The organism is Amycolatopsis sp. QT-25 (assembly GCF_029369745.1).
In the GTDB taxonomy this organism is placed as follows: Bacteria; Actinomycetota; Actinomycetes; order Mycobacteriales; family Pseudonocardiaceae; genus Amycolatopsis.
On sequence record NZ_CP120210.1, the window covers coordinates 2745790 to 2766424 of the forward strand.

The 20635-nt window shown below is 70.0% G+C and carries 16 protein-coding genes and 1 pseudogene; 6 read left to right on the forward strand and 11 right to left on the reverse strand.

The genetic code is table 11. The annotated features are described in order from the left end of the window. Positions 1–19 precede the first annotated feature (19 nt). Complete coding sequence (locus P3102_RS12895; RefSeq protein WP_276369224.1) at positions 20–1471, reverse strand: sodium:solute symporter; 1452 nt, start codon at positions 1469–1471, stop codon at positions 20–22. Between the two features lie 109 nt (positions 1472–1580). Between P3102_RS12895 and P3102_RS12900 the strand changes: the two genes are divergently transcribed. The 4 genes from P3102_RS12900 to P3102_RS12915 are packed head-to-tail and all read left to right on the forward strand — an operon-like array spanning position 1581 to position 5761. Then, the gene (locus P3102_RS12900) at positions 1581–3068 is read left to right on the forward strand and encodes a PucR family transcriptional regulator (protein ID WP_276369226.1); all 1488 of its coding nucleotides are present in this window, start codon (positions 1581–1583) and stop codon (positions 3066–3068) included. Positions 3069–3111: 43 nt separating this feature from the next. Further along, a complete protein-coding gene (locus P3102_RS12905) occupies positions 3112–3789 on the forward strand; it encodes a response regulator transcription factor (RefSeq protein WP_276369228.1) in 678 nt (225 codons plus the stop codon). Then, positions 3786–4913, forward strand: a complete 1128-nt coding sequence (locus tag P3102_RS12910) for a HAMP domain-containing sensor histidine kinase (RefSeq protein WP_276369230.1) — start codon at positions 3786–3788, stop codon at positions 4911–4913. The genes P3102_RS12905 and P3102_RS12910 overlap by 4 nt, the downstream gene beginning before the upstream one ends. Positions 4914–4939: 26 nt before the next feature. Beyond that, positions 4940–5761: an aldo/keto reductase gene (locus P3102_RS12915; RefSeq protein WP_276369232.1), complete on the forward strand. Its 822-nt coding sequence runs from the start codon at positions 4940–4942 to the stop codon at positions 5759–5761. 112 nt (positions 5762–5873) lie between these two features. On the opposite strand, the pseudogene P3102_RS12920 reads toward P3102_RS12915, so the two are convergent. Continuing rightward, positions 5874–6109 (reverse strand): annotated as a pseudogene (locus tag P3102_RS12920) (histidinol-phosphatase); the annotation flags it as partial. A gap of 78 nt (positions 6110–6187) precedes the next feature. Here P3102_RS12920 and P3102_RS12925 point away from each other — a divergent pair. Next, positions 6188–6748, forward strand: a complete 561-nt coding sequence (locus tag P3102_RS12925) for a permease-like cell division protein FtsX (protein ID WP_276369233.1) — start codon at positions 6188–6190, stop codon at positions 6746–6748. 43 nt (positions 6749–6791) lie between these two features. Here P3102_RS12925 and P3102_RS12930 read toward each other — a convergent pair whose 3' ends face one another. The 3 genes from P3102_RS12930 to P3102_RS12940 all read right to left on the reverse strand — a co-directional run bounded on the left by P3102_RS12930 (position 6792) and on the right by P3102_RS12940 (position 10530). Then, the gene (locus P3102_RS12930; RefSeq protein ID WP_276369235.1) at positions 6792–6977 is read right to left on the reverse strand and encodes a hypothetical protein; all 186 of its coding nucleotides are present in this window, start codon (positions 6975–6977) and stop codon (positions 6792–6794) included. Between the two features lie 158 nt (positions 6978–7135). After that, positions 7136–9247, reverse strand: a complete 2112-nt coding sequence (locus tag P3102_RS12935) for a 3-hydroxyacyl-CoA dehydrogenase NAD-binding domain-containing protein (protein WP_276369237.1) — start codon at positions 9245–9247, stop codon at positions 7136–7138. Beyond that, positions 9247–10530 (reverse strand): thiolase family protein, encoded by a 1284-nt coding sequence (locus tag P3102_RS12940; RefSeq protein WP_276369239.1) that lies wholly within the window; start codon positions 10528–10530, stop codon positions 9247–9249. Before P3102_RS12940 ends, P3102_RS12935 begins: the two co-directional genes overlap by 1 nt. Positions 10531–10714: 184 nt before the next feature. Between P3102_RS12940 and bla the strand changes: the two genes are divergently transcribed. Next, positions 10715–11638, forward strand: coding sequence for a class A beta-lactamase (gene bla / locus P3102_RS12945; protein ID WP_276369242.1), 924 nt, complete (start codon positions 10715–10717; stop codon positions 11636–11638). 27 nt (positions 11639–11665) lie between these two features. Here bla and P3102_RS12950 read toward each other — a convergent pair whose 3' ends face one another. The 6 genes from P3102_RS12950 to P3102_RS12975 all read right to left on the reverse strand — a co-directional run bounded on the left by P3102_RS12950 (position 11666) and on the right by P3102_RS12975 (position 20538). After that, entirely contained in the window at positions 11666–12253 is a 588-nt protein-coding gene (locus tag P3102_RS12950; RefSeq protein WP_346660182.1) for a D-alanyl-D-alanine carboxypeptidase family protein, read from the reverse strand. Positions 12254–12445: 192 nt separating this feature from the next. After that, positions 12446–14059 (reverse strand): allophanate hydrolase, encoded by a 1614-nt coding sequence (gene atzF, locus P3102_RS12955; protein ID WP_276369246.1) that lies wholly within the window; start codon positions 14057–14059, stop codon positions 12446–12448. Further along, the gene (gene uca, locus P3102_RS12960; RefSeq protein WP_276369247.1) at positions 14056–17622 is read right to left on the reverse strand and encodes an urea carboxylase; all 3567 of its coding nucleotides are present in this window, start codon (positions 17620–17622) and stop codon (positions 14056–14058) included. Before uca ends, atzF begins: the two co-directional genes overlap by 4 nt. Continuing rightward, on the reverse strand, positions 17619–18230 hold the full coding sequence (locus P3102_RS12965) for an urea amidolyase associated protein UAAP2 (protein WP_276369249.1): 612 nt from the start codon (positions 18228–18230) through the stop codon (positions 17619–17621). The genes uca and P3102_RS12965 overlap by 4 nt, the downstream gene beginning before the upstream one ends. Further along, positions 18227–19060 carry an urea amidolyase associated protein UAAP1 gene (locus tag P3102_RS12970; protein WP_276369251.1) on the reverse strand — a complete coding sequence of 278 codons (834 nt, stop codon included), beginning with the start codon at positions 19058–19060 and terminating at the stop codon, positions 18227–18229. Before P3102_RS12970 ends, P3102_RS12965 begins: the two co-directional genes overlap by 4 nt. A gap of 11 nt (positions 19061–19071) precedes the next feature. After that, a complete protein-coding gene (locus P3102_RS12975; protein ID WP_276369253.1) occupies positions 19072–20538 on the reverse strand; it encodes an amino acid permease in 1467 nt (488 codons plus the stop codon). Between the last annotated feature and the right edge of the window lie 97 nt (positions 20539–20635).

Below are 20635 nucleotides of genomic sequence, written 5' to 3' on the forward strand. Positions count from 1 at the left end.
TCCTTCGTGGGTAAGGGTTTCAGGACTTCGAAGCGGCGAGTTCCGCCTCTTCTTCTTCGGCGACCGCGCTGCCGTTCAGACGGCGGGTCCACACGGTGAGGATCTCGTCGGAGGTACGCGGGGTGAGGAAGCTGACCAGCAGGTACACCGCCAGGCTGGAGCCGAGCCCCCAGTAGATCGGGCTGTCGGCCTCGACGCCGTCGATGATCATGAACGCGATCACCACGACGGTACCGGCGACCATCGACGCGAGCGCGCCCTGACGAGTGCCGCGTTTCCAGGCCAGCCCGCCGATGATCGCGACCAGCAGACCGCCGACGAGGATGTCGTAGGCGATGGTCAGCGCGTTGACGACGTCGTCCACGACCATCGCGATGCCGAGCGCGACGACACCGAGGATCAAGGTGGTCACGCGGTTCCTGGCGACCTCGTTGCCGGCGTTCTTGAGGCCCAGCTTGGAAAGCAGGTCCGAGGTGCTGACCGTGGAGCAGGCGATGAGCGCGCCGCTGGCGGTCGACATCATCGCCGACAACGCCGCCGCGAGCACCAGGCCGCGGATCCCGGCGGGCAGTTGCTGTTCGACGATGGTCGCGAACGCGTCCTGCGCGCTGGCGAGGTTCGGGTACAGCGTTCGGGCCGCCGTGCCGATCAGCGCGCCGGCGAGGCCGTAGACCAGGCAGTAGACACCGGAGATGACGCCGCCGCCGGTGGCGATGCCCGGCGTCCTCGCGGTGAACACGCGCTGCCAGATGTCCTGTCCGATGAGCAGGCCGAAGCTGTAGACGAGGAAGTAGGTGAAGATCGTGTCGCCGCCGATGGCGGTGAGTTCGAAGTAGCTCTCGTCCAGCCGCGCGGCCATCCCGTCGAAGCCGCCCGCCGAGACGATCGAGACCGGCAGCAGGATGAAGAGGATGCCGATGGTCTTGACGACGAACTGGACGATGTCGGTCAGCGTGATCGACCACATGCCGCCGAGCACCGAGTAGAGCACCACGATCGACCCGCCGATGGCGATCCCGGCCCAGTTCGGCACGCTGAACAGGACCTTGAAGATGGTGGCGAACGCCAGCGTCGAGGTGACGGTCAGCATCAGGGTGTAGCCCCACATGACCACACCGGAGATGGCGCTGGTGGAACCGCCGTAGCGCAGGTCGAGCATCTCGCCGACGGTGTAGACGCGCAGCCTCACCAGCCGCCGCGCGAACAACGTGTGCAGGACCAGGATGCCGACGCCGATCGCGATCACGAGCCAGGCGCCGGAGATGCCGTAGGTGTAGCCGAGCTTCACCCCGCCGACCGTCGAAGCGCCGCCGAGCACCACCGCGGACATCGTGCCCGAGTACATGAACCAGCCGAGGCGGCGGCCCGCGACCAGGTAGTCGGATTTGGTCTTGGCCAGCCGCAGGCCGAACCAGCCCACCCCGATCATGCCCGCTATGTAGAGCGTGATCACCGCGTAGTCACCGGCCACGGTGTCCTCCTTGACGTGGGCTGTTCGCTTCGTTCGGGTCACCGTAGGTTCGCTCGCGGCTGGACCGACATGGGATGATCCAGCCCAAGCGTGAACAATCGAGGACGGAATGACCCAAAGCCGCGATCAGCTCGACTCGGATGTGCATGTCCCGTTACGGGCCGTGGTCGGCAACCCTGAACTGGCACTCGACCCGGTCGTGGAGACATTGCGGCCGGGTGCGCTCGACGCCCCGGTGCGCTGGGCGCACGTCAGCGAGCTGCGTGACCCCGCGCCCTACCTGCTCGGGGCGGAACTGCTGCTCACCGCCGGGGTGAACCTTCCGGCGGAGCCGTCCGAGGTCGACCGCTACGTCCGCCGGCTGGCCGGCAGCGGGATCTCCGCGCTCGGCTTCGGGCTGACACCGGGCACCCACGAGACCCTGCCGGCGGCGCTGCGGTCGGCCTGTGCGCGGCACGGGTTGCCGCTGATCGTCGTGCAGCCGCGGACGCCGTTCCTGGCGATCAGCCGTGCGGTGTCGGTCGCGCTGGCCGAGGCCGGACAGCGGGAACAGCGGCGGATCGCGGCCGCCCGCGAGGCGCTGACCAGGGCGGCGGGCGACGGGCTCGGCGAACTCGCGGGCGCGCTGGCCGGGCGGCTGCGGGCGTGGGTGGCGCTGGTCGGTGTCGGCGACGTCCTCGCCGCCGACCACGGCGCGCCGTCGCCGCTGCCGGACGAGGTCCGGGAACTGGTCGCCACGCTGCGCGCGGGCCGGGGGATCCGCAGCGCGACGACGGAACTGGCCGATGGCACGCACGTCGTCGCGCAACCGGTGTACCCACAGGCGACGGCGTCACATCTGGTCGTGGTCGGCCGGGCCGGGCGGTTCGGCGGCGCGGACCGCTCGATCCTGTCGGTCGGGGCGGCGCTGCTCGGGCTGGTGGGCCGCGCGGGTTCGGACGCGGCCGGACTGGGTGCCACCGCCACGGCGCTGCTGCTGGGGGAGACCGGCGTGCTCGGCGGGGACGAACACCGCCTGGTCGCCGGGATCGCCTACCGCCGAGGGCCGAACGAGGTCGCCGCGCGCTACGACTGGCTGCGCGCGCGGCTCGACACCCCGCTCCTGCGGCTGCTGCCCGGCCCACGCTTCACCGCGATCGTCCGCGAGGCACCGGAGATCGGCGACCTCGACCGGCTCCGGGCCGACGGCTGGCTCGCGGTCGTGGGTTCGCCCGTCCGGCCCGACCGGCTCCCCGAGGCGGGCGCCGAAGTGGAGTTGCTGCTGCGGCGGGCCGCCGCGCTGGAACGACCGGTGGTGGCGGAGGCGTCCGGCCTCGGGCTGGACACGCTGATCGCCCCGGACGCGGCGGCCGGATTCGCCGCCCAAGCGCTGGCGCCGCTCCGTGAACTCGACCGGAAGGGCGACCGCGAACTCATCGACACGCTGCGGACCTGGCTCGCGCACCACGGCGGCTGGGACCGGACGGCCGCCGAACTCGGCGTGCACCGCAACAGCGTCCGGCACCGGATCGGGCAGATCGAACGGGCACTGGGGGTGGACCTGGCGGATCCGGAGACCCGGATGCGGCTGTGGTTCGCCCTGCGATGGGCCTCGTGAGTCCGATCAGGTCACTCTCAGGAAGCTGTGGCAACGTGGGGTCGTGCGAATTCTGGTAGTCGAAGACGAAGAACCCCTCGCCGACGCGATCGCACGCGGCCTGCGGCGCGAGGGGATGGCGGTGGACATCGCGCTCACGGGTGACGACGGGCACGAGAAGGCCGCCGTCACCCGGTACGACGTCGTGTTGCTCGACCGCGACCTGCCCGGGATGTCCGGTGACGACCTGTGCCGCGAGATCGTCGCGTCCGGCGAGCTGACCCGCGTGCTGATGCTCACCGCGAGCAGTTCCGTTTCGGACCGTGTCGACGGGCTTTCCCTCGGCGCCGACGACTATCTCGCCAAGCCGTTCGCCTTCCCCGAACTCGTCGCGCGGGTGCGGGCGCTCGGCCGCCGCGCGACCCCGGCCGCGCCGCCGCTGCTGACTGCGGGTGACGTCGAACTGGATCCGGCGAGGCGGACCGTCCGCCGCGCGAGCGGTCCGGTCGAGCTGACCCGCAAGGAGTTCGGCGTGCTGGAGGTGCTGCTGTCGGCCGCCGGTTCGGTGGTCAGCAGCGAGGAACTGCTCGAACGCGTGTGGGACGAGAACGCCGACCCGTTCACCACCACCGTCCGGGTCACCGTGATGACACTGCGCAAGAAACTCGGCGAGCCGGGCATCATCGAGACCGTCGTCGGCTCCGGCTACCGGGTGCCGGAGCAGGGGACCGCACGCGGGTGAACCTGTCCGGTGCCCGCAGCCTGCGCGCGCGGGTCACGTTGCTCGCGACCGGGCTGGTGGCGCTGGTCAGCCTCTTGTTGCTCTGGCTGACCTGGAATCTGGTCGGTGACGCCGTTTCCGCGGTTCCTCGGTTGCCGCCGGGCACCACGGTGCGGGTCGACGGCGTCGAGGTCGACGCTTCCGCCGTCACCGAGCATCTGCGGGTGTACGCCCGTGAGCGCGTGCTGCTGTTCGGCGCGACCGCGTTCTGTTTCGTCGTGCTGGCGGCGGGGATCCTCGCGTGGACGTTCACCGCACGGGTCCTGCGGCCGCTGCGTGAGATCACCGGGACGGCACGCCGTCTGTCGATCGAATCGATGGGGGAGCGGATCGGTGGGGTCCGCACCAAGGACGAACTCGCCGAACTGGCCGAGACCTTCGACGACATGCTCGACAGGTTGCAGGCCGCGTTCGACGCGCAACGGCATTTCGTCGCGAACGCCAGCCACGAACTGCGGACGCCGCTCGCGGTCATCCGCACCGAAGTCGACGTCACCCTGGCCGACGAGCAGGCCGACGAAGCCGAACTGCGGCGGATGGCAGGCGTGGTCCGCGACGCGACCGAACGGGCCGAGCGGCTGGTCGGTTCGCTGCTGCTGCTCGCGCGCACGGACGGCGCGGGGCTGGTGGCGAGGGAACCGGCCGATCTCGCGGTGATCGTCGCGAGCGCTTGGCGTGCGGTGCGGGCCGACGCCGAGAAACGCGGTATCCGTACCGAATTCGCGACCCAGGGCGCGCCGACGTTCGGGGATCCCGCGCTGCTGGAACGGATCGCGGGCAACCTGCTGGAGAACGCCGTGCGGCACAACGTCGAGGGCGGCTGGCTGGACGTCGTCACGCAGGCCGGTCCACAGTGGTCGGTGCTGCGGGTGCGGTCCTCCGGCGGTCTGCTCGACCCGGCCGCGGTCCCCGAACTGTTCGAGCCGTTCCGCCGCGCCGGCGTCGCCAGGACCGCCCGCACCGGTGCCGGTCTGGGGCTCTCGATCGTGCGGGCCGCGGTCCAGGCACACGGCGGCACGGTGTCCGCGGAACCCGTTGTGGGCGGCGGGCTTTCGGTGACGGTCCACCTGCCCGCTCTGCCTTGACCTCCCGTTGCGGTTACGGTTCGAGAATGGTCCCCAGCATGAGGTTGAACAACGGAACGTCCCTTCCCCAGCTCGGATTCGGCGTGTACAAGATCGGCGACGACGAGGTCGCCGACGCGGTCCGCACCGCCATCGAAGCGGGTTACCGCGCCATCGACACGGCGACCCTGTACGCCAACGAACGCGGCGTCGGCGAGGCCGTCCGCACCAGCGGGCTGCCCCGCGAGGAACTGTTCGTCACCACGAAACTGTGGAACACCGAGCACGGCCACGACTCGGCGTTGCGTGCCTTCGACGCCAGCCTGGGCGAGCTCGGTCTCGAGTACGTCGACCTGTACCTGATCCACTGGCCGCTGCCGTCACAGGACAAGTACGTGGAAACGTGGCGGGCGCTGGAAAAGATCGCCTCCGACGGCCGGGCGAAGGCGATCGGTGTCTCGAACTTCCGGATCCCGCATCTGGAACGGCTGATCGAGGAGACCGGGACGGTCCCCGCGGTGAACCAGATCGAATGCCACCCGTGGTTGCAGCAGCCGCTGCTCCGGAACTTCCACGAGAAGCACGAGATCCTCACCGAGGCGTGGGGCCCGCTGGCGCGCGGCGGGGATCTGCTCGCCGACCAGAAGATCACCACGATCGCGAAGAAGCACGGCAAGACCCCGGCCCAGATCGTGCTGCGCTGGCACATCGAGATGAACCACCTGGTGATCCCGAAATCCGTCACGCCGGAGCGGATCAAGGAGAACATGGACATCTTCGACTTCGCGCTCGACGCGCACGACGGCGCCGCGATCGCGACGCTGGAGCAGGGAACGCGGCTGGGGCCGGACCCGGACACGCTCTCCTGAGCCGTCGCTCACCGCGTTCAGTCCGCTGAACGCGGTGAGCGAGGGCCAATGAGGTGGCGGTCGCGGTACCCAGCGCTTTCCCCGGTGTCGAGCCGGGAGCCGAGGCCGGACCCTACGCCTGCCGGACGTCCACGAAGACCGGATTCCCGTAGAGCCACAGGTCCTCGAACGGGTTGGATCGCCCGATGAGGCCGGCGCTCGGCTCGATGCCGCCGGGCACGTGCTTCTTGCCGTCCGTGCCGCGGGGCCGCACGAAGAACGACTCACGCACGTCGCGGAAGGTGTGCCGGAAGCCGTCCGGGTGTCGGCGTCGGCCACGGGGCCGGTGACCGGTCCCGCGACGAGGTCGGCAGGACGCCAGGGAGATTCGGCTGAACGGGTGGTGTCCGCGCGGCCGACGGACGGCGCTGTGTGATGATCGTCCCTGTGGAAGAACCGCGACGGAGACCCTCGGTACCGCGATGGTTGTTCTGGGTGATCGGCGCGGCCGCCGTGCTGGTCGCCGGAGCCGTGGCCATGACGGCGATCGTGGTGTTCGACAGGGTCGGCACGAAGCTCGCGCCGCCGTCCTCGTCCGTCGTGGCCCTGCCGCGCGACGCCGAACCCGTACCGCTGGGCGGCCGGGAGCTGTGCGGGATCCGGCTGGTGATCTACGCCGAGACCGACGAGGCCATGAGGGCGATCGCGCAGGCACTCCGGGAGGAGCCGAAGGCGCGCCGCGTGCTGACCGAGACCAAGAAGGAGGCGTACGAGCGGTTCAAGAAGCTCTTCGCGAACGACCAGGAGCTGGTGCGGCTCACGGGGCCGGACGTGCTCCCGGCGGTCGTGCATCTCCTGCCCGTCGCCGGAACCGACTTCCCTGCCTTGGCGGACCAACTACGGCGGCGTTTCCCCGAAGCGCAGAAGGTCGACGTGCTCGATCCCGCGGCCATCGTGGCCAAGATGACCGTGACCCCGCCGCCGTGCCCGCCGGAGGGCGAACGCTGAAGACCCGGCTCTCCGGAGGATGGCCGGAGAGCCGGGTTCCCCGCTACATGTCCCGATTGGCCGGGGTCACACCGAAGTCGCGGTTGTCCACTCCGGTGATCCGGACACTTCCGGTCTCGTCGCCGGTGATCCGGACGCTGTCGTCAGCACCCGCCACACCCGCCCCGAGCACCAGACCCAGCACCGCCGCGCCGGCCCCCAGGCCCACGCGCACGACGATCTTCTTCATCGGCTTTCCTTCCGGTTTCCTTGCTTCCCCAGTGCCTGGAAAACCAGGCGTAGGGCGAGTGTTCCGGAAATCGCAGCCATACGCCACAGAACCCACGAAAAAAGCAAAAGGCCACCGCCCGCGATCAAGGGATCGCCGACGGTGGCCTTCTCACTCACTCAGGAGAGCGGCACACTCGCCACACCCGGGGCCAGGAACCGCTTGCCGTTGACCTTCTCGGACACCCCGGCCCGATCCAGGTACGGCGTGATGCCGCCCAGCCAGAACGGCCAGCCCGCGCCGAGGATCAGGCACAGGTCGATGTCCTGTGCCTCGGCGACCACGCCCTCGTCGAGCATGATCCGGATCTCCTCGGCGATCGCCGCCAGCGCGCGGTCACGCACCTGCTCGGAGGTCGACGGGGAGTCACCGCGCTGCCAGAGCTCGGCCACCTCGGGATCGACGGTGGCGTTGCCGTGAGCGTCCCACTGCCAGACGGCCTTTTTGCCCGCCTTGACGAAGCGGTCGAGGTTCTCGCTGACGGTGAACCGGTCCGGGAACGCCTCGTGCAGGGTCTCCCCGACGTGCAGGGCGATCGCCGGGCCGACCAGCTGCATCAGCGTCAGCGGCGTCATCGGCAGGCCCAGCGGCTCGAGCGCCTTGTCCGCGACCTCGAACGGCGTGCCCTCGTCGACGGTCACCAGCACCTCGCCGAGGAACCGCAGCAGCAGCCGGTTGACCACGAACGCGGACGCGTCCTTGACCAGCACGCTCGACTTCTTGAGCTGCTTGCCGAGGGCGAACGCGGTGGCCAGCGCGGCGTCGTCGGTCTTCTCCGCGCGGACGATCTCCAGCAGCGGCATCACCGCGACCGGATTGAAGAAGTGGAACCCGACCACGCGTTCCGGATGTTCGAGCCGCGACGCCATCGCGGTGATCGACAGTGACGAGGTGTTCGTCGCGAGGATCGCCTCGGGTGAGACGTACCGCTCCAGGTCGGCGAAGACCTTCTGCTTGACGCCCAGCTCCTCGAACACCGCCTCGATCACGAAGTCGGCGTCGGCGAAGGCGGACTTGTCGAGCGAGCCGGTGACGAGTGCCTTCAGCCGGTTCGCGCCGTCCGGTGAAACCCGCTTCTTGGCCAGCAGCTTGTCGATCTCACCGTGCACATAGGACACCCCCTTGTCGACCCGTTCCTGATCGACGTCGGTGAGCACGACCGGCACCTTGAGCCTGCGGACGAACAGCAGCGCCATCTGGCCGGCCATCAGGCCCGCGCCGACGACGCCGACCTTGGTCACCTTGCGCGCCAGCGACTTGTCCGGCGCGCCCGCCGGCCGCTTGGCCCGCTTGTTGACCAGGTTGAACGAGTACAGCCCGGCACGGAGCGTGTCGTCCATCAGCAGTTCGGCGAGTCCGTCGGTCTCGGCCGCGTAACCGCGGTCCAGATCGTTCTCACGGGCCAGCTCCAGCAGCTCGACGGCCTTGGTCGCGCCGGGCGAAGCGCCCTGGGTGCGTCCGTCCACAATGGCCTTGGCGCGGGCGATCGCGGCGTCCCAGCCGTCGCCGCGGTCGATCTCGCGGCGGGCCGGGGTGAGCTCGCCGTTGACGACCTTCGCCAGCCACAGCAGGGACTGCTCGAGGTAGTCGGCCGAACCGAAGACCTCGTCCACGATGCCGAGCTCCGCCGCCTGCGCGACCTTGAGCATCTTGTTCTGCGCCAGCGCGTTCTCGATGATCACGGTGACCGCGGCGTCCGGCCCGATCAGGTTCGGCAACAGCTGCGTGCCGCCCCAGCCCGGGAACAGGCCGAGGAAGACCTCGGGGAACGCGATCGCGGCGGTGTTCTCCGAAAGCGTGCGGTAGTGGCAGGAGAGCGCGAGTTCGAGCCCGCCGCCCATCACCGCGCCGTTGATGAACCCGAAGGTCGGGATCTCGGTCTCGGTGAGACGGCGGAACACGTCGTGCCCGGTCTGGGCGATCTCCCGCGCCAGCGCCGGATCCGCGACCGCCTCGACACCGGACAGGTCGGCGCCGACGGCGAAGATGAACGGCTTGCCGGTGACCGCGATCGCGGCGGGTTCCGCGGCGAAGGCGGTGTCGAGCGCGGCGTCGAGGCTCACCAGGCCCTGCGGGCCGAAGGTGTTCGGCCGGGTGTGGTCGTGGCCGTTGTCCAGGGTGATCAGGGCGACCGGCTTGTCGAGGCCGGGCACCTTCACCAGCCGGGTGATCGCGTTCGTGACGACCTCGTCGGGGAAGGCGGCTTTCGCCTGCTCAGCGGTGAAAGTCATTACTTCGCCCCCTCGGAGCCGTTGTAGGCCGGGTTCTCCCAGAGGACGGTGCCGCCCATGCCGATCCCGATGCACATGGTGGTCAGGCCGTAGCGCACGTCGGGGCGCTCGGCGAATTGACGCGAAAGCTGCGTCATCAGCCGGACACCGGACGAGGCGAGCGGGTGACCGCAGGCGATCGCGCCACCCCACTGGTTGACGCGCGGGTCGTCGTCGGCGATGCCGAAGTGGTCGAGGAAGGTCAGCACCTGGACGGCGAACGCCTCGTTGATCTCGAACAGGCCGATGTCGTCGATCGACAGACCGGTGCGCTTGAACAGCTTCTCGGTGGCGGGGACCGGGCCGATGCCCATGACCTCCGGCTCGACCCCGGCGAAGGAGTACCCCACCAGCCGCATGCCGATCGGCAGGCCGAGCTCGCGGGCGGTGTCCTCGTCGGCGAGCAGTGCGGCGGTGGCGCCGTCGTTGAGCCCGGCCGCGTTGCCCGCGGTGATCCGGCCGTGCGGCCGGAACGGCGTCTTCAGCCCGGCGAGCTGCTCGACGGTGGTGCCGGGACGCGGCGGCTCGTCCTCGGTCGCGAGCCCCCAGCCCAGTCCATCCATGCCCCCGCCGGAAGAGCTTCGCTCCGCTGAGTGAACTTTCGTCCGGGTGGCGACCGGGACCAGCTCGGGGCCGATCTTGCCGGTCTTCACGGCCTCGGCGTATTTCTCCTGGCTGCGCGCCGCGAAGGCGTCGGTGCGCTCCTTGGTGATCTCGGGGAACCGATCGTGCAGGTTCTCCGCGGTCTGGCCCATGACCAGCGCCGTCGGGTCGACGAGCTTGTCGGCGATGATGCGCGGGTTCGGGTCGACGCCCTCCCCCATCGGGTGGCGGCCCATGTGCTCGACGCCGCCGGCGATGGCGATGTCGTACGCGCCGAAGCCGATCCCGCTCGCGGTCGTGGTGACCGCGGTCATCGCGCCCGCGCACATGCGGTCCAGCGCGAAGCCGGGCACCGACTTCGGCAGGCCCGCCAGCAGCGCGGCGGTGCGGCCGATGGTGAGGCCCTGGTCCCCGATCTGGGTGGTGGCGGCGATCGCCACCTCGTCGACGCGCTCGGGCGGCAGTTCGGGATGCCGCCGCAGCAGTTCACGGATGGCGTTGACGACGAGGTCGTCGGCACGGGTGCCGGCGTACATGCCTTTTTCGCCTGCCTTGCCGAAGGGCGTTCGCACCCCTTCGACGAAGGCGACATTGCGTACCGACCGCGCGTTCGGCGCGAGCGGTGGTGCTCCTGCGGCCACGAATGCTCCTGAAGTAGAGGTAGTCCTGTCCGCACCCTAGCCCTGGTTACCCGTCGGTAACCAGAATGGTGGCCCGGTCGAGTGGGGGAAGGCACACTCCCGGGTGCGCCCGGTCGGCCGCTTGGCCGATCCGGCGGTGGTGGGGAAGTTGCTATGTTCGAAGTGATCAGGGGGAGGGATCACGATGACATCGCCGGGGCCGGCCGTCACCCGTCGTGCGCTGCTGGGAATGGCGGTCCTGGTGCCGCTGGCCGCCTGCACTCGCGGGACTCCGCCTCCGAGCCCTTCGTCCCCTCCGTCTCCACCACCTCCACCGCCTCCCTCCCGGCAGTTCCATGACCGGCTGATGGAACTGGAGCAGAAGTTCGACGCCAGGCTCGGCGTGTACGCGCTCGACACCGGAAGCGGCGGCACGGTCGAACATCGCGCGGACGAGCGGTTCGCGTTCTGCTCGACGTTCAAAGGCGTCGCGGCGGCCGCCGTCCTGCAGCGCAACCCGTTGTCGCATCTGGAAACCCGGGTCAGCTACTCCCGGAACGACCTGATGAAACACGCCCCGGTCACCGGGTCGCACGTGGCCACCGGCATGACGATCCGCCAGCTGTGCGACGCCGCCGTCCGGTTCAGCGACGGCACCGCGGGCAACCTGCTGCTGCGCGACCTCGGCGGCCCCGCCGAACTCACCGCGTTCACACGCAGCCTCGGCGACACCGTCACGCGGATGGACCGCGTCGAACCGAACATCACCGAGGCCACCCCAGGCGACCTTCGCGACACCACGACTCCGCGTGCTTTCGCCTCCGACTACCGCGAGATCGTGCTGGGCGACACGCTGACGGCGGACAAACGCGACTTCCTCCGCGACCTGCTCCAGCGCAACACCACCGGCGCCGAGCGGATCCGGGCGGGCCTGCCGTCCGGCTGGACCGTGGCCGACAAGACCGGGACGGGCGACTACGGCACGTTGAACGACATCGCCGTCGTGTGGCCGCCGGACCGGGCGCCGATCGTGCTGGCGATCATGTCCAGCAAGGCGACCAAGGACGCTCCCTATGACCAGGCGCTGCTCGCCGAGGCCGCGAAGTACGTCGTCGGAACGCTCGCCTGATCACGCGAGTTCGCGCGAAACCGGTCGCTAGTTGCCGGTGGCGCTGGGAAGCAGGGCGGGGCAGCCTCCGGTGGCATAGGCCGGGTCGTACTCGAAGTGCCACTTTTCGTTGTCGTAGCGGCGGCACCAGCCGAGCGCGCCCCCGTGCTCGTCCACCCACGCGGCCGAGTTCAGCGGCTGGATGTCGACGGCGATTCCCTTGACGTGCATGGACGTCTCCGGTTGCAGCGCCCACTTCTTGGCCTGCTCCACGGAGCCGAACCGCTCGACGGCCTTGTCGAACTCGCGCTGCTGCTGGCCCCGGCTGCGCTTGCCGTCGTTCACGCAGAGCGTGATGTTCTGTGCTTTGGCCTTGGCGCGCATGGCGTTCCACGCCTCGATCACGTCCGGGCGCATACCGAAGGTGTCCTCGTCGACATAACGCTTGTCGACGGCGCACGTCGGGCCGCTCTCGGGGCCGGGGACCTCTTCGAGGATCGCGAGCGGCTGCCCGTTCACCGCCTTGACGGCCACGCCGGTCGCTCCCAGCGTCACCATCGCGATCCCGACGAGACCCAGCGCCACGAGCACGCTGAGCGCGGTCCGGCGGCTGGAGCCGACTGTGGTGGCCACCACCCCGAAACTACCCAGCGTCCGGCGGCCCGCCAGGGTTTGTGACGTTGTTCCCAGATCCGCCCGGAAAGCCAACCGAATCGGAAAACGGCTGGTGAAGGCGGGGCGGGCCGAGGTCGGCGCGGGTGCCCGGTCGGTCGGGTGGGTCGTGAGTGGCGATTCGGGTCGCAGCCCGAATCGCCACTCACGAGACCCTCAGCGGCTCAGGTACCCCAGCCACCCGCCGTACCCGGTGATGTCCTCGGCGCCCGCCACGGCCACCGGTTCGCATACGAACCCGGACACCTCGCTCCCGTCGGCCAGCCGCACCTTCCCGATCGCGAGCGGCGCGGGGACGCCCGCCACGAACTCGCCGAAGCCTGCCGAAGGCAGGTCCCACACCTCGGCCTCGATCGGCTCGCCACCGGAGGCGACCCGGACGAGACCGGGTTTCGGCGGCACGGTGTCCAGGGCGTAGAGCCGGTACTCGGCCGCCGTCGGCCCCGCCGTCACGAACCGCCCGCCCCGCGAGGTCAGTTCGTGGTTCAGCGGTTGCCCGCGCAGATGGGCGCCGACCACGGCGATCCGCGTCCGTCGTGGCACCAGCCGGGCGACGTCGGCGAGGATCCGATCGGCGTACGCGGCGCCGACCAGCATCACGCCGAACGGCAGCCCGCCGACGGTTCCGGCGGGCACGGCGAGCGACGACAAACCGAGCAGGTTCGTCGAGTTCGTGAACCGGCCCAGCCGGGCGTTCACCCCCAGCGGATCGGCCTCGACCTCGGCGATCTTCGGGTGCTCGGTCGTCGTGGGCAGCAGAAGACAGTCCACTGTGGACAGCACGACCGACGCTTCGCGCGAAAGACCGTCGAGCGTGGCGAGGTCGGAGAACAACCGGTGTGCCGGGATGTCCTTCGCCGCGCCGATGATCCGCCGCACGGCCGGATCCACGACGTCCGGACGCGCGTCGATGAACTCGCCGACCGCGGAGTAGCGTTCGGCCACGAAGGCGCCTTCGTACAGCAGACGCGCCGCGTCGAGAAATGCCGATATGTCGACAGTGACGAGCTCGGCGCCCGCCTCACGGAACGACTCGACCGCCGCGGAGAACGCTTCGGCCCACCCGTCCTGAAGAGGCCCCGTCGCCTCCGGCACGCCGATCCGGAAGGGGCGGTGGACCACCGGGAGATCCCGCGGCTCGCTGAGACACGCGAAGGCCGCCGAAGCCTCGTCGACCGTCCGCGCGAACACCGTCACGCAGTCGATGCTCGCGCACGCGGGCACGACACCGGTCGTCGGCACCAGCCCCCGCGTCGGCTTCAGCCCGACGATCCCGTTGAACGCCGCCGGGACCCGCCCGGATCCGGCGGTGTCGGTGCCGAGCGCGAGGTCCGCGATGCCGAGCGCCACCGCGACCGCCGACCCCGAACTCGATCCGCCCGACACGTACGCGGGATCGACCGCGTTCCGGACCGCGCCGTGCGGACTGCGCGTGCCGACCAGTCCGGTCGCGAACTGGTCCAGATTGGTCGTGCCCAGGATCAGCGCCCCGGCCGCACGCAGCCGCGCGACCACGGGCGCGTCCTCGTCCGGCAGGTAGGCGTATTCGGGGCACGCCGCCGTCGTCGGTAGCCCGGCGACGTCGATGTTCCCCTTGATCGCGGCGAGTTTCCCATACAGTGGCAGGGATTCACCCGCGGCACGGCGGGCTTCCAGCTTCTCCGCGTCGGCGAGCACTTCCGCCTCGGGACGCAGGTCGATCCAGATCTCGGGCCGGTCGACCCGCGCGATCCGGTGGTACGCGGCGCGCACCCGTTCCAGCACGCTCATCCCGCGCTCCTTCCCAATACCACCAGCGGCGTGCCGGGAGCGACCTGATCGCCGGGGGAGACGAGCACCTCGACGACCTCCCCGGCGGCCGGCGCGGGGATCCGCGCCTCGGTCTTCATCGCTTCGAGGATCACCAGCGTCTCCGCCGGGTCGACCTTCTTGCCCGGTTCGACGTCCACTCGCCACACGGTCGCGGCGAACGGTGCCTCGACGACGTGTCCGCCGGGCGGGGCCTCGATCTTCGTGGTCGGGACCTTCGCGCCGACGGGCTCGGGACGGGGGTCGAATTCACCCGCCGCCGCCCAGGCCTGCCGCTCCGTCTCGAACGCCGCGCTCTGCGTCGCCCGGAAAGCGGCGATGTCGGCGGCGTTGTCGGTCAAAAACCGTTCGTGGTCGGCCAGCGCGAACTCACCGTCGGTGATGTCGAGCTCCAGTTCCCCCGCCGAGCTCTGTGCCCGCAGGTCCAGCAGTTCCCCGGCGGTCACCGGGTACCACGAGATTCGGTCGAAGAACCGCAGCAGCCACGGTGAACCCGGTTCGAACGATCCGCGCTGCCGCCAGCCGCTCCACACCTGCACGGTCCGCCCGACGAACTGGTACCCGCCGGGGCCCTCCATCCCGTAGACGCACAGGTACGAGCCGCCGATGCCGACCGAGTTCTCCGCGGTCCAGGTGCGGGCCGGGTTGTACTTCGTGGTGACCAGCCGGTGCCGCGGGTCCAGCGGAGTGGCCACCGGCGCGCCGAGATAGACGTCGCCGAGGCCGAGCACCAGGTATTCCGCGTCGAACACCGTGCGGTAGACGTCGTCCACACTGGACAGGCCGTTGACCCGCCGGATGAACTCGATGTTCCACGGGCACCACGGCGCGTCGTCGCGTACGCCCGCCATGTACCGCTCGATCGCCTCGCGCGTCGCCGGGTCGTCCCACGACAACGGGAGCCGCACGGTCCGGCTCGGCACCACGAGATCGGCGGTGCGCGGCAGATCGTGCTCCACCTCCTGGACGAGGCCGAGCAGTTTCGGCACCGGCAGGACGTCCGGATCGACGTGGACCTGCAGTGAGCGGATACCCGGGGTCAGGTCCACGACGCCGTCGAGGCCGTCCGCGGCCAGCCTGTCGGCCAGGGCGTGGACCCGCATCCGCAAGGCCAGGTCGAGCTTCATCGGCCCGTACTCGATCAGCAGGTTGTCGTCGCCGCTGCGCCGGTAGGTGACCTCGGGATTCTCGTCCGAGGTGGACAGCCGGCCGAGGACGCCACCGTCGTCGATCGGCTGCCGGCTCGCCTTGACCACCGTGGCCGGTTCGCCCCGCAGCGCATCCGCGTGTTCGGTGGTGATCGGCACGAACCGCACGGTGTCGCCCGGGCGCAACTGGCCGAGTTTCCAGCGCTGCCCGGTCACCACGGTCGCCGGGCAGACGAAGCCACCGAGGCTCGGCCCGTCCGGCCCGAGCAGGATCGGCAGGTCACCGGTGTAGTCGACGGCGCCGATCGCGTACGGCGTGTCGTGGATGTTGGACGGGTGCAGGCCCGCCTCGCCGCCGTCCTCCCGTGCCCAGCGAGGCCGGGGCCCGACGAGCCGGACACCGGTCCGCGCGGAGTTGAAATGCACCTCCCAGTCGGTGGCGTAGAACGTTTCGACGTCGTCCGGGGTGAAGAACTCCGGAGCGGCGTGTGGTCCCTCGGCCGCGCCGATCTCCCAACGCGTGGTGAAGAGCGGGCGTTCGGCCTCGGGAACCGGTCCGCTGACGGCGTTTTCCGGCGCCGGGCCAGGGGAGAGAACGTCACCGGTCGCCAGCGCGCGCCCGCCATGCCCGCCGAAGCCGCCCAGGGTGAACGTCGCCGCGCTGTCCAGGAAGTCCGGCACGTCGACCCCGCCGCGGACGAGCACGTACGCGCGGAGCCCGGCGGTGCCGGTGCCGACGTCGAGTACGCCGCCCGCGGGGATCTCGAGCGGGGTCCACTGTGGAACAGAGGAACCGTCGAGGGTGACCGGCGACGGCGAACCCGTGACGCAAACGATTGCGGCGTCGGTGAACCTCAGCGAGACACCGTCTACGGTGCATTCGAGCCCGGGCGCGCCTTCGGGATTGCCGAGTGCGCGGTTGCCCAGGCGCAGCGACAGATCGTCCATCGGCCCGCTCGGCGGGACCCCCACGTGCCAGAACCCCAGCCGTCCCGGCCAGTCCTGGACGGTGGTCATCGTGCCGCCCCGCACGACCTCGATCCGCGGTTCGGGATCGGCGATCGCGTCGAGCGTCGCGGTGTCGTGCGTGACTTCGCGCAGCCGCTGATCGGCGGCGACCGCGCGCAACTGGCCGAGGTTCGTCCGGACGCCGTCCACCCGGCTTTCGCCGAGCGCCTCGCCCAGGGCGGCCAGCGCCTCGGCCCGGTCCGCGCCGAAGGTGATCACCTTGGCGAGCAAAGGGTCGTAATGCGTCGTCACGTTCGCGCCGGCTTCGACCCAGGTGTCGACCCGGACGCCGTCCGGGAACTCGGCGCGGGTCAGCAGACCCGCGCTCGGCCGATGCCCGGCGGCCGGGTCTTCGGCGTAGACCCGCGCTTCGACCGCGTGCCCGCGCGGCGCCGGAACGGTGGCGAACATCCCGGTGTCGCCGTCGGCGAGCCGAAGCATCCACTCGACGAGGTCGATCCCGTACACCGCCTCGGTGACCGGGTGTTCGACCTGAAGCCGCGTGTTCACTTCCAGGAACGCGGCTTCTTCGCGGTCCGGGTCGTAGACGAACTCGACCGTGCCCGCCGACCGGTAGCGCACGGAAGCGCAGAGGCCGACGGCCGCGGAGACCAGTTCTTCCCGCACCGTTTCGGGCAAGCCCGGCGCGGGGCACTCTTCGAGCACCTTCTGGTTGCGCCGTTGCAGGGTGCAGTCTCGCGTGCCCAGCGCCAGGACCCCGCCGGCGCCGTCACCGAACACCTGGACCTCGACGTGCCGCGCGTGGGTCACCAGCCGTTCGAGGAACACGCCGGAAGTCGAGAAGTTCTTGGCCGCGATGCTCTGGACCGCTTCCCAGGCGTCCCGCAGCGCGTCGGCGGACGCGCAGGCACGCATGCCGATGCCGCCACCACCGCCGGTGGCCTTGAGCATCACGGGATAGCCGACCGCGGCGGCCGCGGTCTCGGCGTCGGCGAGGGTGTCCAGCAGCCCGGTGCCGGGCAGCATCGGCACACCGGCTTCGACGGCTTTCCTCCGCGCGGTGTGCTTGCTGCCGAAGACCTCGAGATGCTCCGCGGTGGGGCCGGCGAACCGGATCCCGGCCGCTTCCGCCGCCCTGGCGAAAGCGGCGTCCTCGGACAGGAAGCCGTAGCCCGGGTGAATCGTGTCCGCGCCGGTCTTCGACGCGGCTTCGATGATGACGTCGGCGAGGAGGTAACTCTCCCTCGCCGGTGCCGGGCCGAGCCGGACGGCTTCGTCGGCTAGCCGTACGTGCGCGGCCGTGCGGTCGGCGTCGGAGTAGACGGCGACCGTCGGAATGCCCATCTCCCCTGCGGTCCGGATGACGCGGACCGCGATTTCCCCCCGGTTGGCGACGAGCAGCTTCACACGTCACCACCGGTGACGATCATCCGGACCGGCGTCGGGTCGAAGCCGTTGCACGGGTTGTTGATCTGCGGGCAGTTCGACACCAGGACCAGGACGTCGGTCTCGGCCCGCAGGCCGACCTGGAGACCGGGCGCGGAGATGCCGTCGACGATGCCGAGTGTGCCGTCCTGCTCGACCGGCACGTTCATGTACCAGTTGACGTTGCTGACCAGATCCCGTTTGCCGAGGCCCCATTTGGCACCTTCGGTCAGGAAGTTCTCGACGCAGGCGTGCTGGTGCCGCGTGTGCTGGCCGTAGCGGAGGCTGTTCGACTCCTTGCTGCAGGCGCCGCCGATCGTGTCGTGCCGCCCGCAGGTGTCCTCGACGACGGTCAGCAGCGGCGCGCCCTCACCGGTGCGCAGCACACTGCCGGTGGTGAGGAAGATGTTGCGCTGCGCGGCGATCGTGGCGGCCGCGCTGTATCTCTTCCCCGTGTCGGCGGCGTCATAGCAGAGGAAGTCGACGGCCTGGTTGCCGCGGAGATCGATGATCGCGAGCTTTTCACCCTTGCGGAGCACGGTGGAGTACGGCGCCCGCGCGGCGACCTCGGTGTCGGAGACGATCGTCATGCCAGGCCCCTTGCGGTGAGGTAGTCGGCGGTGTTCTCGAAGGCACGCTGCGCCTCGGGCGATGCTGTCCATTGAGGACTGTCCGCAGTGGACGGCTCCGAGCGCTGGGCGAGAACGCGCAGCGGCGTGACCGTGTAGTCCGGGCGTGGATCGAGTGGATGTGCCACGTTGGCGATCAGGACCACGACCGGGAGTTCCGTGCGCAGGACCACGGATTTGCCGGGGCCCGCCGAACCGGTGAACGTCAGCCCGCCGTCCGCCTCCACGTGGACGCCTTGGAAGAGAGACAGGCTCGGCGGGAGATCGCGCGGTGCGAGACCGTGTTTGGCCGCGGCGAGGGTGAACAACGCGTTGCCCGACGGCGAAGCGCCGTGTGGACTCCCGTCGCCGTAACGCTCGACATTTCCATCCACAGTGGACGTTCCGCAGAGGGCATCGTGCTTGCCGCTCTCGTCGGTGACGACGGTCGCGAGCACCCGCGCCTGGTCCGAAAGCAGCGCGATCGCCTCGCCGAGATAGGCGTTCCACTGGACCTTCACCGTGTCCGCCACGTTCAGCCGCTCCCAAGGCTGATCGGCGTTGAACAGCAGCAGATGCGCGCAGGCGTCCCCCTCGACGTCGGTCAGCCGCACTTCGGTGCCTCGGGCGAGCACCTTGTGGGTGTAGCCGCCGCCGGCGACGGTCTCGGCCCAGACCAGCTTCGCCGGGTCGATCCCGGGCGGCGGGTCCGGCCAGGTGGCCGCGGGGATGGCGGGCATCGCTTCGGTGACCGTGCCCGCCTGGGCGCGGGCGTGGTCGCGAGCGCCGTACGTGGTCGATGTCGTGCTCATGGAACCTTCCTTCAGGTCGCGGGGACGGGAACCGTGGTGAGCGCGGAGCGGCGGCGCCAGCAGAGATAGCCGGTGAGCAGCGCGGCGCCGACGAACTCGATCGGGAACAACAGGACCCAGACGGAACCGGTGCCCGCCAGGTCGTAGATCTCGGCTCGTGGCCAAGCGATGTTGACGATCATCATCGCGCCGTACCCTACTGCCGCGATGTTGACCGGAATAGCCCATCGTCCCAGGGAGAAATGGCCGGGTTCGGCGGTGAAACGGCCTTGACGGCGCCGGATCAGCAGTGGTCCGGTCACCAGCAGATAGGCGAGGTAGACCACGACCACCGAAGTACCGGTGATGGTGCTGAAGACCGTCGGATTCCCCAGATTCAGCAGCAGAAGCCCGATGGCGAGCACCCCGGAAAGCATCGCGGGCGCGATCGGCGTACCGGTGCGGCCGTTGACCGCGGAAAGCCTCCTGGCGCCGGGGAGCGCGCCGTCGCGGGCCATCGAGTAGATCAGCCGGACGGTGCCGGTCTGGATGGTCAGGGTGCAGACGACGACCGCGATCGCGACGTCGGCGAGGAAGACCCGGCCGAGGGTCTCGCCGAAGACGGCGGTGATCACGTACGGCAGGCCTTTTCCGGCCAGTTGCCCGTCGGTCAGGCTCGGTGCCGCCATCAGCGCGGTGAGGACGACGGCGAGCCCGCCGAGCCCGGAGATCAAGAGCGCGCGGAGCACGGCACGCGGGGCGATGCGGCGCGCGTCCTTGGTCTCCTCGGCGACCGAAGCGGCGGTGTCGAAACCGTAGAGCACGTACGCGGCCATCAGTGCCGAAGCGAGAACGCCGCCGGCTCCCGGGCTTTCACCCGCCGGCTGGGTCACGACCTGCGGGCCACGGACCGCGAACGACGCGAGACCGACGACCAGCACGAGGACGCCGACGAGTTCCGCCGCGACCCCGATGTCGTTGATCCGCGCCATGAGCCGTACGCCGCCCGCGTTGATCGCGGTGGTGACGACGATCAGCAGGGTGCCGAGCACGACCGCGTTGCGGGCGCCGGTCGGCGAGGTGATCGCCGGATCCCCGCCGACGAGCTGGAAACCGCTCCAGACCGACGGAAGGACCACCTGCAGCGCGATCGCGGCACCGGCGAGCGCGACGACGCAGCCCACCAGCATCATCCAGCCGGCGAGCCAGCCCCCGAATCCGGGTGAGAGGTGTTTCGCCCACTGGTAAACCGATCCGGCCAGCGGGAATCGGGCGGCGAGTTCGGCGAAGTTGAGCGCGACGAGCAATTGCCCGGCGATGACCAGCGGCCATGTCCAGAAGAAGAGCGTGTCGCCGAAGGAATAGCCGAAGGCGAACAGCTGGAACACCGTGGTCAGGATCGAAACGAAGGAGAAACCGGCGGCGAAGGCGGAGAAACCACCGAGTGTCCGGCGAAGTTCTTGACGGTACCCGAAGGCGGAAAGGTCTTCGGAAGGCATTTGCGGAGGCTCCTGTCTCAAGGGCCGAATTTCGATCGACTGACCGAAATTAAGCGCGTGCGGAACCTTTCACTCTCCGCCGGTAAGCGCGGTGTCA

What these genes read in the sequence shown, in the direction of transcription:
- P3102_RS12900 (WP_276369226.1), top strand. Translation starts at nt 1,581, where the DNA reads ATGACCCAAAGCCGCGATCAGCTCGACTCGGATGTGCATGTCCCGTTA.
- P3102_RS12915 (WP_276369232.1), top strand. Translation starts at nt 4,940, where the DNA reads ATGGTCCCCAGCATGAGGTTGAACAACGGAACGTCCCTTCCCCAGCTC.
- P3102_RS12930 (WP_276369235.1), bottom strand. Translation starts at nt 6,977, where the DNA reads ATGAAGAAGATCGTCGTGCGCGTGGGCCTGGGGGCCGGCGCGGCGGTG.
- P3102_RS12935 (WP_276369237.1), bottom strand. Translation starts at nt 9,247, where the DNA reads ATGACTTTCACCGCTGAGCAGGCGAAAGCCGCCTTCCCCGACGAGGTC.
- bla (WP_276369242.1), top strand. Translation starts at nt 10,715, where the DNA reads ATGACATCGCCGGGGCCGGCCGTCACCCGTCGTGCGCTGCTGGGAATG.
- atzF (WP_276369246.1), bottom strand. Translation starts at nt 14,059, where the DNA reads ATGAGCGTGCTGGAACGGGTGCGCGCCGCGTACCACCGGATCGCGCGG.
- P3102_RS12965 (WP_276369249.1), bottom strand. Translation starts at nt 18,230, where the DNA reads ATGACGATCGTCTCCGACACCGAGGTCGCCGCGCGGGCGCCGTACTCC.
- P3102_RS12970 (WP_276369251.1), bottom strand. Translation starts at nt 19,060, where the DNA reads ATGAGCACGACATCGACCACGTACGGCGCTCGCGACCACGCCCGCGCC.
- P3102_RS12975 (WP_276369253.1), bottom strand. Translation starts at nt 20,538, where the DNA reads ATGCCTTCCGAAGACCTTTCCGCCTTCGGGTACCGTCAAGAACTTCGC.